The 13,513-nt window shown below is 46.3% G+C and carries 15 protein-coding genes and 1 pseudogene; 4 read left to right on the top strand and 12 right to left on the bottom strand.

The window, feature by feature from the left end:
• Positions 1 to 49: 49 nt before the first annotated feature.
• The 6 genes and pseudogenes from EL173_RS06455 to EL173_RS06435 form a co-directional block, all read right to left on the bottom strand.
• Complete coding sequence (locus EL173_RS06455; protein WP_005689080.1) at positions 50 to 523, bottom strand: GNAT family N-acetyltransferase; 474 nt, start codon at positions 521 to 523, stop codon at positions 50 to 52.
• Positions 524 to 536: 13 nt separating this feature from the next.
• Positions 537 to 1,400: a GNAT family N-acetyltransferase gene (locus EL173_RS06450; protein WP_005689078.1), complete on the bottom strand. Its 864-nt coding sequence runs from the start codon at positions 1,398 to 1,400 to the stop codon at positions 537 to 539.
• A 217-nt stretch (positions 1,401 to 1,617) separates the two neighbouring features.
• Positions 1,618 to 2,238, bottom strand: a pseudogene (locus EL173_RS06445) (SAP domain-containing protein).
• A 250-nt stretch (positions 2,239 to 2,488) separates the two neighbouring features.
• A complete protein-coding gene (locus EL173_RS15345) occupies positions 2,489 to 2,614 on the bottom strand; it encodes a hypothetical protein (protein WP_005689074.1) in 126 nt (41 codons plus the stop codon).
• Positions 2,615 to 2,650: 36 nt separating this feature from the next.
• The gene (locus EL173_RS06440; RefSeq protein WP_005689073.1) at positions 2,651 to 2,968 is read right to left on the bottom strand and encodes a carboxymuconolactone decarboxylase family protein; all 318 of its coding nucleotides are present in this window, start codon (positions 2,966 to 2,968) and stop codon (positions 2,651 to 2,653) included.
• A gap of 3 nt (positions 2,969 to 2,971) precedes the next feature.
• Complete coding sequence (locus tag EL173_RS06435; RefSeq protein WP_005689072.1) at positions 2,972 to 3,388, bottom strand: cupin domain-containing protein; 417 nt, start codon at positions 3,386 to 3,388, stop codon at positions 2,972 to 2,974.
• A gap of 113 nt (positions 3,389 to 3,501) precedes the next feature.
• Here EL173_RS06435 and EL173_RS06430 point away from each other — a divergent pair, with 113 nt between their 5' ends.
• Positions 3,502 to 4,386 carry a LysR family transcriptional regulator gene (locus tag EL173_RS06430; protein WP_005689071.1) on the top strand — a complete coding sequence of 295 codons (885 nt, stop codon included), beginning with the start codon at positions 3,502 to 3,504 and terminating at the stop codon, positions 4,384 to 4,386.
• Positions 4,387 to 4,475: 89 nt separating this feature from the next.
• Here EL173_RS06430 and EL173_RS06425 read toward each other — a convergent pair whose 3' ends face one another.
• Positions 4,476 to 5,246 carry an ABC transporter permease gene (locus EL173_RS06425; RefSeq protein ID WP_005689070.1) on the bottom strand — a complete coding sequence of 257 codons (771 nt, stop codon included), beginning with the start codon at positions 5,244 to 5,246 and terminating at the stop codon, positions 4,476 to 4,478.
• On the bottom strand, positions 5,243 to 6,172 hold the full coding sequence (locus tag EL173_RS06420; RefSeq protein WP_014571291.1) for an ABC transporter ATP-binding protein: 930 nt from the start codon (positions 6,170 to 6,172) through the stop codon (positions 5,243 to 5,245). Before EL173_RS06420 ends, EL173_RS06425 begins: the two co-directional genes overlap by 4 nt.
• Positions 6,173 to 6,317: 145 nt before the next feature.
• Here EL173_RS06420 and EL173_RS06415 point away from each other — a divergent pair, with 145 nt between their 5' ends.
• The 3 genes from EL173_RS06415 to EL173_RS06405 all read left to right on the top strand — a co-directional run bounded on the left by EL173_RS06415 (position 6,318) and on the right by EL173_RS06405 (position 9,684).
• Positions 6,318 to 6,992, top strand: a complete 675-nt coding sequence (locus tag EL173_RS06415) for a response regulator transcription factor (protein WP_014571290.1) — start codon at positions 6,318 to 6,320, stop codon at positions 6,990 to 6,992.
• A gap of 15 nt (positions 6,993 to 7,007) precedes the next feature.
• Entirely contained in the window at positions 7,008 to 7,913 is a 906-nt protein-coding gene (locus EL173_RS06410) for a sensor histidine kinase (RefSeq protein WP_005689065.1), read from the top strand.
• A gap of 130 nt (positions 7,914 to 8,043) precedes the next feature.
• The gene (locus tag EL173_RS06405; protein ID WP_019728296.1) at positions 8,044 to 9,684 is read left to right on the top strand and encodes a peptide ABC transporter substrate-binding protein; all 1,641 of its coding nucleotides are present in this window, start codon (positions 8,044 to 8,046) and stop codon (positions 9,682 to 9,684) included.
• A 55-nt stretch (positions 9,685 to 9,739) separates the two neighbouring features.
• Here the strand turns inward: EL173_RS06405 and EL173_RS06400 are convergent, their stop codons facing one another.
• The 4 genes from EL173_RS06400 to EL173_RS06385 form a co-directional block, all read right to left on the bottom strand.
• Complete coding sequence (locus EL173_RS06400) at positions 9,740 to 10,552, bottom strand: PHP domain-containing protein (RefSeq protein ID WP_014571289.1); 813 nt, start codon at positions 10,550 to 10,552, stop codon at positions 9,740 to 9,742.
• Between the two features lie 261 nt (positions 10,553 to 10,813).
• Positions 10,814 to 11,542 carry a deoxynucleoside kinase gene (locus EL173_RS06395; protein WP_005689059.1) on the bottom strand — a complete coding sequence of 243 codons (729 nt, stop codon included), beginning with the start codon at positions 11,540 to 11,542 and terminating at the stop codon, positions 10,814 to 10,816.
• A 75-nt stretch (positions 11,543 to 11,617) separates the two neighbouring features.
• Positions 11,618 to 12,349, bottom strand: coding sequence for a nicotinamide riboside transporter PnuC (gene pnuC / locus EL173_RS06390; protein ID WP_005689057.1), 732 nt, complete (start codon positions 12,347 to 12,349; stop codon positions 11,618 to 11,620).
• Positions 12,350 to 12,575: 226 nt separating this feature from the next.
• Positions 12,576 to 13,511 carry an SDR family NAD(P)-dependent oxidoreductase gene (locus EL173_RS06385; protein WP_005689055.1) on the bottom strand — a complete coding sequence of 312 codons (936 nt, stop codon included), beginning with the start codon at positions 13,509 to 13,511 and terminating at the stop codon, positions 12,576 to 12,578.
• Positions 13,512 to 13,513: the final 2 nt, after the last annotated feature.

Raw genomic sequence — 13,513 nt, 5'->3', positions numbered from 1 at the left:
TCAAGAATTCGTTATCATCGTTGCACTTGACTTGAAAATTGAGGCATTTTTATAACTTTTTAACCAAAACCAAACACGGATTCCAGGCATCCCACAACTGCGGGAAGACCTCTAAGCGCTCAAACCCCATCGCTTCATAAAAACGAATCGTTCGATCATATTCCGGATAATGACCTTCATCAACTGTCTTAACCTGCAGATAATGTGCATGTTGCCGCGCAAAGACCGCTAACGCCTGAAATAATTGCCGGCCAACTCCCTTGTGGTGGTAAGCTTTCTTGACGCCCATACAGTTAATCTCACCTGTTGCTTGAGTTGTTTTATCAAAATCAATGAACCCAATGACTTGATTATCCTGTTTAGCGACCCACAGTGGTAAAGTTGCCGCCGCATCAATATATTCCTGTGTTGATGCGGGTAGCCCAAACCATTCAGGCAAGTCTGCTAAAACTTCGCGCACAATGGCCTGCTTTTTTGCTGGCGCTTTTTCACGTGTGACGATGATACTGTTGCTGCTGACCATGCTGCATCTCTTTTCAATCTTGGATTAACTTGACGAAAAACAATTCACTCACGCCATTGTCAGGATAATCAACGGTTCCAAATTGTTGAAATCCTAGCGCAGGATAAAACTGCGGGCCTTGGAATGACAACGTATCTAAATGGACGATCGGGCAATTAATTTCCTTGAACGCGGCCAATAGTTGGTTCACCAGCCGCGTGCCAAGTCCTTTACGCCGATACGCCGGTGCGATCCACAAGGCTTCAATGTAGCCGATTCGATACATAGCGCTATAGCCAAAGATACCGCCAACACACTGGCCATCTTCTTCGGCCAAAAAAGTGAACGTGATTCCCGGTTTTGCCTGCAAAAGCGGCTTCTTCGCCAAATTCTCTGCTTCAAACTGATCTTCAACCCAAGTCATCGCTGCATCATCCCCTGAGGCTAACGTATAGATCGCTGGCAAGACTGGTGATACTTGCAACTGCAATGGTTTGACAAAAAAGTATTCGGTCAATGCTGCATGGGTATAATGCAACTTGCCGAACGCTTGATATTGATTGGCGCGATAAAAAGACGGCGCCTGATAATCGAAAGTTTCTAACCTGACTTTGCGACATCCCGCCTTGAAAAGTTCCTGCTCGACTGCCACTAGCAAAGCCTGGCCAATTCCCTGCCGACGAAACATTGGATCAACCCATAGCATCTCTAAATAACCGATCCCGTAATCATCCGAACTCGCCGCCACGCCGCCAATAACTTGAGTGCCTTGTTTAACAACGAGATTAATGGTCAAGTCAGCCCCCTTCCCGGAAAAAGGGTGCGACTTTACATTATCGTGATCTAATCGGTCTACCAGTTCCCACCCTTGATCCAAGGTGCCTGATTTGATTTTCATTTCATCCTCCAGTCATTATAAATAAAGTAATAAAGACTCAAAAGTAATTGCTTTGTTCAAAGACTTTTGATCATAGCATTTGTAAAGTGGTACGCTTACTTGGCTTTGATTATACTGAATATTCAACTAAAATAAAATGAAAATCAAAGAGGTCATGAAAAGCTATCGTGGTATTTCACCGCATATTGAGTGTCCCTTCCGGAAAAGGACTCGCAAATTATAATTTATATCGTGCGATTTCCTCACGATATCGGCTCAATAACTGATGTGTACAACGCTTGGGAGTCATTGATCTTTTGACGTTTTTCCAGAGAATTGCTGCAACTTTTAATCGAGAACTAAAGACAACAGTAGCATGATCAGCAAAGAAGTCGCGTACAAATCGATTCCACTCGTAAGTCTGTTCCTCGACATTATGGGCAAGAAACTGTTTGCGCGCCGATGGTGTTTGCGTCGCTTGATAAACCGCAACTAGATCGGCCACCGTCAATCCTAACTCAGGCCGCGACTCGGCTTGCCGTTTGACAACTGCCATTGGCTTGGTGAACGCAAACTTAGATGTCTTAAAATACGCCGCAAAAAAGCGACGTGCGGCCGCGTTAAACGCGAAACCCGATCCGGCAAGTGGCGTCGTGAGCGTGATCGCACCAAGATTAACCTTGGCTGTCGGCCCGCTCGTTCGCGTTGGGGTTTCAGGAGGCTCACCTAACATTACCGCCCTTAGCCGCTAATTCAATTCCGCTTTGGTACCGGAAGCAGTCAAATGATACTCACGGCAAAGTGCAGCCAACTCGGTCTTGTAGTGATAATGATCAAAAAAATCCGCTTTTAACACCATGCCACCTGTCCCTTTGTTGACTTACCATCTTGTGTCAGTTACTTCTTAAGTATACATTAGTCTAAATTAATTCTCATGCCGGTTTTTCACCGAGGACGGCAAGTTGCTTATCGTGGGCGTAACCGTACAACGGTGATTGATACTTTTCAGAGTTGACTCGGTCATCATCTAAAAACGCATATTCGGTTAAAATAAAAAGCCCGTGGTTAGATCATCAACTTACTTTGACAATCCCCACAGGCGCTCAATATTAATCTTTCATATGTTCAGTTAATTCTACTTTAGCAGCGTTATAACCCTTGATAAAATCGGCAACCTCTTGCATCCGATGACCAGTGACCACATTGCCAAACGGTGCGATTTGCCCTTCACACACAACACTTCCTAAATACTCAAATGGTGCCGCATCCGCTCATTTGCCGTACACTTCTTTAGCCAAACCCATTGCCGACCACGCCTTGGGCCACCCTGCATAAAATGCCAAATGCGTGATGGTTGCAACGACTTCCTCTTTTGTCAAGCCATGATCCTTACCCATTTTCAGGTGTGCTTTTAACTGGGGGAAATCGCCGCTCGTCATAAGACAGGCAATGGTGATCAAACTGCGATCACGCGCCGACAACTCGTTTTCTTTGGCCCAGACTTCGCCGAACAAGACATCATCATTTAGTGCGGCGAATTGCGGGGCAAAATCGCCTAACTGTTTTCTTCCTGCTGTTTGTTTCTTCATTAATTACTCAACCTCCGTTAATGCTGCATATGCTTCATCACTGACAGGTTCAAGCCATTCGCTAGTTCCCTTTGTAATTGCAATATGGCTCATCCAATGATCTTTTGTGGCCCCGTGCCAATGTTTGATACCTTCGTGAATCGTGACAACATCGCCTGGACGTAACTTTTGCGCCGGCTTGCCTGCTTCTTGGTACCAGCCTTCACCACTTGTTACCAACAAGATTTGAAATCCGTGATGATGAATGTGCCAGTTATTGCGGCACCCAGGTTCAAACGTCACATTGGCGACATGGACATCAATTTCATTTTCCGCGCCTACAAGTGAATGCAAATAGCTCTGGCCTTTAAAATATTGTTGATAAGCGGTGTTAGCTTGGCCTAGTCCGAAAAGACCCGCATGATCATTCTCTTTGGTCACAAGATCTACCTTCTTTCGTCATTGAGTTCATTATGCGTCAGCGATCGAAAAATGTATAATACTTATATAGCATATATCATTATGCATTTTTATCATGATTAGGAGCCTTGACCTTGGAATTACGCACGTTACGTTATCTGGTAGCAATTGCCGACGCAGGCACGATCACGGCTGCTGCCAATAAGATTCACATTTCCCAACCTGCCTTGTCGCGCCAAATGCAGGAACTAGAGCGTGAACTTGGCACCAAACTTTTTAATCGGAAAAATCGGGCGATCAGCTTAACTGCTAATGGCACTTATCTCGTCAACCGGGCACGCCAAATCCTTAACCTGACAGACGCTGCTATCACCGATATGACCGATGACCAAGCCATTAACGGCAGCTTAGCCATTGGTTTGGGTGAATCCAGGCTTAATCGCAGTGTTCTGCACGCGGCCAAGACCTTGGTGACCACATTTCCTGATGTTAAATTAAAAATCTACAGTGGTAATGCGGCCGAGATCACCGAACAACTTGACCATGGCTTACTCGACTTTGGCGTTGTGATCGATCCGGCCGATACTTATAAATATGCCTATACCCCGATTACCGGTGAAAACATCTGGGGATTGGTGGTTCCTAAAACCGATCCGTTGGCTAAATTCGCGGCTGTCACGCCAAAAATGATCCGCCATCAACCACTCATCATTTCAGAACGACAACCAGTTGTCACCTTGTTTGAAAAATGGGCCGGTCCGAATTTTGATCCCGCGCAAATCGTTGCCCGCTTCAATTTAGCCTACAATGCCGGAATACTGACAAACCTTGGCTTAGGTTACACTGTGGGCCTTGATCATTTACTCGATAACCGGGAAATGGCCTTATCATTTATCCCATTTTCGCCTAAGCTCACGACCCGTATGACGTTGATCTGGACCCGCCATGCACCCATGTCGCGAACCGCGCAAAAGTTTCTGACAATCTTTCAGCAACAAAACCCGTCACCCGCCACTTGAAGATTAACGCAAACAACCAGCAGATGCGCCGACTGAGGAGACGTTATCTGCTGGTTGTTTATTCAAGCTATGATTGAAAGTGACTCAGGTTATAACTCTTTTTTCTGCAAAAGCCATGCTGACGATCCGATCATCACAATCAAAAATCCGAGGCTAACTGCAATATACGGCGGCAACTCGCTCATTTCCATGCTACCAACGCCCAAGTTCTGGGAAACTGCCAAGAAATCAATATACTTCAACCAAGACCACTCTCCAATTAGATGGATCACCCCTACGAGAATCGGGAAAATAACCACGACAATCGTGGCAATTGTCATCGAGCCAGTCGCGATTAATAAAAAGACACCCAGACTAAAGATGACACTCAGGAAAAAGGTGGCTGCTACAATACTTAAGCTCATGGTATTCAAAACACTTGGCCAGCTGGCACCTAATGCGCGGCCCTTCGCTAAACCGCCAAGCAGCGCAATGCCAAAGTTAACGGTAAATAAGATAAGTAAGTCGAGCAACATCACTAAGTATTTCGCCAGAACAAATTGGAGGCGTGAAATCCCTGAAATCAGCGTGTTCTTGTAAACCTTTTGGCTAAACTCATAGCCAAAAACAATCACAAAGACCCCGATAAAGAAATAAAGTAAGAGCGTGTCCGTCATATTGGCGGCCTGCACGCCAAACTGAACCGTCCACGTTTTTGCAGCAATTTGAGCAATAAGATTGTCATCCCCATGTACTGTCACACCGCCGACATTCTTGCTTGTAACAGACCAAACAGCATAGGCGATGGTGATAAGAACGATGACATACATGCCTAGTGTACGGCGTTGGCGATAGAAATCGGCGCGAATTTGATTCATCATGCCTGTCCCTCCTGTTTTTCAGTCTGCCCTAGCAAGCGCATGTAAAATTGCTCCAGTGAACCGGCTTGGTGGCTGACGTCTTGAACACTCACCCCACTGGTCACCAGTAATTGATTGACCGCGGCCGCATCGACATCTTTTTGGCGTAATAACAGATGCTGGTCGTCAAGTACATCAAACGGCTGATAACCGTGCTGATCCAATACCTGTGCGGCCACCGTCGCCCGGTCAACGGTAATGGCCAGTCCTGATTGATTAGCCTGATCCAATTCCGCCTTGCTTAATTGCTTGATCATTTGACCATGGTGAATGATGCCAAATCGAGTGGATACTTGATAAAGTTCACTCAAAATATGGCTCGAAATCAAAATCGTCGTCTTACGTTCTTCATTTAATAACTTAAGTAATCGTCGAAATTCCATAATCCCGGCCGGATCCAAACCGTTGATCGGCTCATCTAAAATCAAAAAATCCGGCCGTGGCAAAATCGCTAATGCTAACCCCAAACGTTGTCGCTGCCCAAGTGAAAGGTGCTTAACTCTAGTGGTTCGCTTTTCCCGAAGCCCCACAAAATCAATTGTCTCTGCAATGACCTGTTGATCATTGATGCCATGCTGAATGGCGCAAAGTCGCAAGTTCTGAGTGACCGTTAATTTTTCAAACGCTGCCGGGCTTTCAATAATCGCCCCTACTCGACTCAAAGCGCGCTGGTAATGTCCGGCCCGCTCGCCCAGCAGTGTAATCGTGCCTGCCTGCATTGGGGATAAGCCGGTAATCAGCCGCATCAAGGTCGTTTTTCCTGCCCCGTTTTCGCCAATTAAGCCATAAATATCACCACGTTCAACCGTAAAACTCACTTGATCCAGTGCCTGAAAATGACCGAATTGTTTACTGACCTGATCAATCGTTAAAACCGGTTCATCCATCGTCCTTACCTCCATTATTTTGCTTTACAAAACCAGCATAGCGATCATTCCTTAATTACCAGCATAATCAATCCTTAATTAAACCTAAATTGTGAAAAGGTGCATTAATAGCTTACACTATCATTGGAGGAAAGGAGTGACGCTGATGGCGAAGATATTAATTGTTGAAGATCATCAGGATATCCAGGCCTTATTAAAAGATGTGCTAACCCCGACTTATACGGTCATCCAGGCTTATGACGGCATTCAGGCTTTAACGGCCTTTCATCGAGAACAACCGGACTTGATCATTCTCGATTTAATGCTGCCCAACGTGACCGGTGAAAGTGTTTTAACAACCATTCGTAAAACATCCCAAGTTCCCGTGCTGGTGTTAACGGCGATTCAGGAAAAAGCCAAAACCGTTGCCCTGTTGCAGCAAGGCGCAAACGATTATTTGACCAAACCGTTCGACATTGACGAATTACTAGCACGCATTCAAGTCCAACTGCGCCAAGTCAGCGGCCAACCGTTAATGACGAACGATCAACTAAAAGTCGGCGAAATTCAATTAGACCCTAAGCGTCATGTGGTGACCGTTAATCAGCAAACCCTAACGCTGCCTAAAAAAGAATATGACATGTTGGCGTTAATGATGCGTGATCCCCATCAAGTCTTTGATAAAAGCCAACTTTATGAACATGTATGGGGTGAGCCGTTTTTAAATGCCGACAATACCCTAAACGTTCACATCAGCAACTTACGGACAAAAATCAATGAACTTGCCCATGATCCCAAATACATCATTTCAATCTGGGGCATCGGTGTACGTTTGATTTAGCAAGGAGAAATCATTATGCTTGGCTTCCTTATTTTACTTATCGTGATCTGTCTAGTACTCTTTGCCTTGCTATTACTGGTGATAACCGATGTTCATCGCATCAGCCGTGATCTTGATTATATTAATCACCATAACACCAATGCAGGGATCACAAGTAACACGAACCTACCTTTGATTCGCAAACTTAGCGCGGGCATCAATCAAAATCTCAATACGATGCATCAACTTCAAATCGAACAAGTTGAACAGGAAAAAAAGATTCACCAAATGCTCATGGATCTGACGCACGATATCAAGACCCCGCTCACAGTGGCAACCGGTTATGTTCAACTACTTGACCGTCAGCCTGAAGCCGATCCCAAGCCTTCCCTCGCCCGGATTGCCAACAACCTGCGTTCAGTCAACTACTACCTGCATTATCTGATGGACTTCAACCTGATTCAGGAAAAGACCCGCAGTTTGAACCATCAATCTGTTAACGTTTCGGAATTACTTAAAAACGAACTCTTTGATTACTATGACCAACTCACCGCCAGCGGATTAAAAGTGACACCTGCCATCACCGATCAATTAATGCTCGAAACCGATGAAACCCTCATGCGCCGGATCATTCAGAATTTAATTGGCAATTGGCTTAAATACGCCAAAAGTCAGGCCAAGCTTTCTTTTGCCCGCCAAGATAACCATCACTTGGTCATGACCTTCTCAAATGACACGGCACAACCGGTTTCGCACGTCGATCAATTAGTCGATCGCTTCTACACCACCGATGCGGCGCGCACCACGCAAAGTGTCGGCTTGGGTTTAAGCATCGTCCAATCGCTGACGACCACACTTGGCGGAAAAATGAAGCTTGAGGCCCATGACGACTCATTCACCGTTAAATTGACATTTCGGACTGATAAGCTGCCAGCACACTAAATCCCGCGATACTCCTTATCCGAGACCCACTTCAGAATAGCTGAATACGAGGTTTTTTCGAGCTAAAACGCTTGCTTTTTGTAAGGAGATTGTTATTCTATTAACAGTCTATTAACTGGAGGGGCAAGACTTGAAAACACAACATAAATGGCTCGTTATGCTCACGGTAACACTCACAATTGTTCTAGCTGCATGCGGTCAGCAAGGCAAACAATCGAGTCCCAATTCGAGCAAACAACAGGTCTGGCACCGCATGGAATCAGATGTGTTGCAAACGCTTGATCCAAGTAAGGCATCGGAAGGCGTTTCCGGTCAGGCGATTATTGATACCATGAATGGCCTGTACAAGTATTACGGTCATAAACTACAGCCGGCAATGGCAACCAAGATTGTGAAGCCAACTAACAATGGGCTTACTTATACTTTTACGTTACGCGATGCTAAGTGGAGTGACGGCACCCCGGTCACGGCACAGGATTTCGTTTTCGCCTGGCAGCGGACGGTCAACCCGGCCACTAAGTCATCCCAGGCCAATATGTATTCCGGGATCAAGAATGCTGACGACATCCGCGCTGGTAAAAAACCGGCCGCGACCCTTGGCGTCAAAGCAATCAACAGCAAGACGCTGGAAGTCACGTTGGAACATCCGATTCCCTATTTCAACAGCCTGCTAAACAATGTCGCATTCTTCCCGCAACCCGCTAAAAAAGTGCAGGAATGGGGCAACAAATATGGCACCAAGTCCGAATACACCCTTTCAAACGGTGCCTTTAAATCCAAAGGTTGGACCGGTACCGGCGACAAGTGGACCGAGGTTAAAAACAACCGCTATTGGAATCAAAAGAATGTTCACCTGACTCAAATCGATGTTCAAGTGGTCAAAGACACCAATACGGCACTCGACCTTTACCACACTGGCAAACTGGATGATGCCACGTTAACCGGCCAACTTGCCGCACAACAAAAAGGTAAAACCGGTTATGTCGCCACCAAACGCGCCCGCACGTATTTCCTGGAACTAAACGAAAACAAAGTGCCCGCGTTTAAGAACACGAAGATCCGACAGGCAATTTCAATGGCCATTAATCGCGATTCTTTTGTTAAAAACGTTCTTGCTGACGGCTCAATCGTTGCACGCGGCATCACCCCGGCCGACTTGAGTCAATTGCCTGACAGCTCAACCGATTTTGCCACTGCGGTTGGTAAGGGCACAAAAACAATCACCACATATAACAAGAAAAAGGCCCAAACGCTCTGGAATCAAGGGCTTAAGGAACTCGGCATTAAGAATGTTAATGTTGAGCTTCTCGGTGATGACGTTGATGCAGTCAAGGCGACCCAGGAGTATCTTCAAGGAACACTTCAGGAAAATCTGCCTGGCTTGAAGATCAGTATTGCCAGCGTGCCGGCCAAGAATCGCCAACAGCGGGCATCGACGCGTGATTTTGACATGGTGTTAAGTACTTGGGGCGCAGATTACCCTGATCCGAATACGTATCTGGATCTGTTCACCAGCACCAGTGAGTACAACCACGGTCAATGGCAAAATAGCGATTACGACCAGCTCATGGCCAAGGCCAATGGTGCTGATGCCAACAATCCAACGGCGCGGTTTAAAGACATGACGCAAGCCGAACAACTACTTGTCAATCAAGCCGGTGCGATTCCGCTTTATCAACTCGTTGCCGCGCGGATGGTTAATCCAAAAATGCACGATCTAAAAACCAGCCCGGGTAACAGTTTCAACTTTGTCTATGCTTATTTGAAGTAAACAAAAGCCGTTTCCGCTCATCATCTGCGGAAACGGCTTTTTAGTGCGTTAACCTTCAATAAACATTATCTGCATCAACCACAGGCGGCTCAATTGGCACCATTGTCCGATGATGGCGGCGATAAGTTGCAATTTCTTTGACGCCGTGCCGCTTTAACATGGCCAGTGCCTGGTTAAAGTTGGCTTCATAATGCGGACCTTCATGCGCATCACTGCCAATCGTGAACAAATGGCCACCTGCCTGCTGATACCATGAGATGGCTTGGTCATACAAAGGCGCATTCTGCCAGCGATACATCGACTTGGTGTTTAACTCCAATGCAAGATCATGCGCGACTGCAATGGCAAAGATCTGATCCAGCAGTGGCTTTCCCCATGCTTCCAACTGCTCCGGTGTGATATCAAAGAGCCGCAAGCCATAATCAAAATGAGCGAGAACATCCGCATCGTGAAACTGTTTGAGTCCAGCCAGCATCCGCGTAAAGTAATCTTCCAATTGCTGTTTTGCCGGTAATCCAGCCAGCTGCGCATCTAGGTAATCATGCTGCCCGTCATGATGAAAACTCAACAGCGTCAAATCAAAGTCGTGATTGGCCAGATAATCGCGTAATCGTTCCTCTGCCGGCGCAAAGTAGCCTGCCTCTATCCCAAGTAACATTTCGTTTTGATAGTGACTAGCAAGAGCGGCTTGTGTTCGTTTCATCCCGGCATAATCCGGCAGATCATCACGCCCGCCATCATCAGGATTATCAAATTCAAGATGCTCAGTGGTGACAACAGGCGCCTGAGTCTGCGCTAAATAATCCCGCAACTGGGCTTCAGAATCAAATGAATACAGTGTATGCATATGCTGATCATAAATCGTCACGAATGGTTTCCTCCTTCAATAGTTCACCACATCTAAGCCAAAACGCCATGGATGACGCCTACTCCTATTTTTATTTAATCATAGCATAGACACGCGGTAATGATTGCCAAACCTTAAAACGTACCTCTGTAGCTTTCCCCGTGCAATTTCAGTACCCTGTTTTTGAATTCTGGTGATGAGCGCCAAACAAAAAGGTTCTAAGTTAACGATCCTGCCAATCAGGATAGCTACTTGGAACCTTTTTGGTGGCAACCATCAAAATTATGCAAACTTCGAAATTGGACCGGCTGCATGTTTGGCTTGTAACGCCTCAAAAGTCTGGGGTGATAGCTTGCCTAGATCAACTAGCTTAGACTCGATCTGATCAAGCACTGTCGCCCGATCCGCTGCGGAATGCATGAAATCATACCGATCACGGTCAATGGTAATCATGGATGAGCGCGTGTAACCTTTTGCCCAATCTTGATAGGCAGCATTGACGCGCTGATAATATGCGACCAATTCCGGCTTTTGGCGAATGTCTTCCATATCCCGACCGCGACTTTGAATTTCATCGAGTTCATGATCCGGATCGATTTTGAGATAAACGGCTAAATCCGGCAACCCGTTCCATGGACTGCCATTGACGTTACTTTGCATTTCCTGAGACAACGTGACATAGACGTTGTAATCAATGTCATCGATTTCGCCATGTTTATGCAGTTGTGACGCCATCACAAAGTCCGATTCCAGTGATGAGTCCATAATCGCATTTTCCTGCGTCACGGCTTTTTTCAATTGCTGATAACGGAAGGTCAAAAATGCAATCTGCAACATGGCCCCAGTTCGTTTACGACTGTCAGCGCCGGCACCATAGAACTTCTGCAGCATATTGGCAATCATCCCGTTACCTTCAACATCTTCATAATACGCAGGTGCTTCCATATCCGCTGACAAAACTTTTGTCAAAGACGTTTTTCCTGCACCAATACTGCCCAGAATGTAGATCACAAATCTCGCTCCTTAATTAGCTTAATTAGGTTATAACAAATTAAAACATTACCACATCAATAGCAAAAGTGCTATTTAAAGTGTCTTTAAACCAAGTTGCTTACGCCCACGATTGAACCAAGGACTCACAGTGAACGCAAGGATATCATTGATGACATAAATGCTGGAGTTGATCGCCATTGCCAAGCTCGCATCGCCTTGCGCAAAGGTGACTGCCCATAAAATAAGTTGTGCAATCCCGCTGAACAACCACCAGAAATATTGATTGTTGTACCGCAAGAAGCAAACAATGCCACCTGTTAACGAAATTGCAAATGCCATACCATCATAAACTGGGCGAGGATCATTTGTGAATTGACCGATTAAGTACGCACTGACTGCCCAAACCACCAAGGTGAAGCCAATAGACAACACCCATTTCTGCAAGTTGAAAGTCTTCAGATGGTTCTTGGTATCATCATTCCAAGTCCGCACACTAATTAACACCGGCAGATCCAAGGTAACCACGTAAGCAATCTGTTCGAACATGGAAAGGTAATTACGAGCGGTATAACCAACAAAAATAAAGCAGGCCGCACTCAGCAACCCAAGCCAGCCATTGACAGCCTTGGTCGCGTTAATTGCCAGCACACAAAGTACCCCTAAGGTTGTGCCAATAAAGGTAATAACGGTAACAGCAGTAATTTTTGCATCCACCAACGTCATCAGCTGACACCCAAAGGCAAACCAAAATAAATAATAATTCTGTTGCGGCCATCCTTTTAACTGATGCAGCAACCAACTAAAATAATTCCCAGACGTTTGCACAAAACAAGACTCCCTTAAGTTTCAGTTTTCGTTGTACGACAACAACCGTTTTTATTATGCCGCAAGAAAATCTGAAATGTAAGTCTTGAATATACAATATATCGGTGGTAATAGGAGCGATCACCACAACATGTGCTAATATTAAGAAACCCTTTTCATAGCGGTCAAATCAGAATTGTTGAAAAAAACCCAGCCCCAACATCTGCGTGAACATTTCGAGTACAGGCTAAATACCTGTCACCTGGCGTGAAGCACGATAAAGACGGTCCAACAAAGCTTGATCATGAAGTTCCGGTCGCTGATTCCATGCCGATAAGCCGGGATACCCGCGCAGACCGTGCCATAATGCCGGAGCATAAATAACCCCGCCTTCTGCTCGAGGTGCGGTTGCGGCATAGAGTGCGGGTAAGGCTGCTTGCTGCGGGGATTGGCGCATCCAAGGCAGCACCCGAAAACTCACTGCTGCCAGTCGCATGGGCCAGGCCGTTGCTTTCGATTGAATCACCTTAAGACTGGTTGCCGCCAGTCCCGGGCTGGACGCATTCACCATGACCGAGTGTCCAGCTGCTTGAAAAAGCTGGTTGAGTTTGACCGCCATCATGGCTTGAGCCAACTTGGACGTGATATAAAAATGCCATGGTCGATAGTTGTGGCCATCAAACTGGTTAAACGTCAGCTGCGGGTTGCCCATTGCAATTGACGCAACATTGACCACCCGAGCTGCCGGTGCTTTCTCTAGTAATCCCGCCAGCCGCAGCGTGAGCATAAATCCGGAAAAATAGTTCACCGCCCAAGTCAATTCAACGCCGTCAGCCGTCGCGATTCGCTTAGCCGGCATCATAACCCCGGCATTATTGATCAAAATATCTAAATGCGGCAGCACCTGCAAAAGGCGATCTGCCAGCCGGTTAACCGCTTGTTGCTCACTAAGATCCGCGGCCATGAAGGTAATGGCTTGCCGCTTCGTCTGTTGCTTTAACTTCACAACCGCCAGCTCGCCTTTGGATTTATTTTTACCTACAATCGTCACCGCCGCGCCATGTCGCAATAACGCTGCGCTCATGGCTAGGCCAACCCCGCTTGTTCCGCCGGTCACCACGGCAACCTTACCCGCAAGATTAGGCATATCACGCTCGCTCCAATGACGTTTAGGTTTTTGCATGT

Origin of the sequence: Lacticaseibacillus rhamnosus (assembly GCF_900636965.1) — a bacterium.
Taxonomy (GTDB): domain Bacteria; phylum Bacillota; class Bacilli; order Lactobacillales; family Lactobacillaceae; genus Lacticaseibacillus; species Lacticaseibacillus rhamnosus.
This window is presented reverse-complemented; position numbering and strand designations above follow the sequence as displayed.

Coding starts and splice junctions, on each gene's coding strand:
- EL173_RS06450 (WP_005689078.1), bottom strand. CDS start 1,400: ATGAAAATCAAATCAGGCACCTTGGATCAAGGGTGGGAACTGGTAGAC.
- EL173_RS06455 (WP_005689080.1), bottom strand. CDS start 523: ATGGTCAGCAGCAACAGTATCATCGTCACACGTGAAAAAGCGCCAGCA.
- EL173_RS06385 (WP_005689055.1), bottom strand. CDS start 13,511: ATGCAAAAACCTAAACGTCATTGGAGCGAGCGTGATATGCCTAATCTT.
- EL173_RS06420 (WP_014571291.1), bottom strand. CDS start 6,172: ATGGATGAACCGGTTTTAACGATTGATCAGGTCAGTAAACAATTCGGT.
- EL173_RS06425 (WP_005689070.1), bottom strand. CDS start 5,246: ATGATGAATCAAATTCGCGCCGATTTCTATCGCCAACGCCGTACACTA.
- EL173_RS06410 (WP_005689065.1), top strand. CDS start 7,008: ATGCTTGGCTTCCTTATTTTACTTATCGTGATCTGTCTAGTACTCTTT.
- EL173_RS06440 (WP_005689073.1), bottom strand. CDS start 2,968: ATGAAGAAACAAACAGCAGGAAGAAAACAGTTAGGCGATTTTGCCCCG.
- EL173_RS06415 (WP_014571290.1), top strand. CDS start 6,318: ATGGCGAAGATATTAATTGTTGAAGATCATCAGGATATCCAGGCCTTA.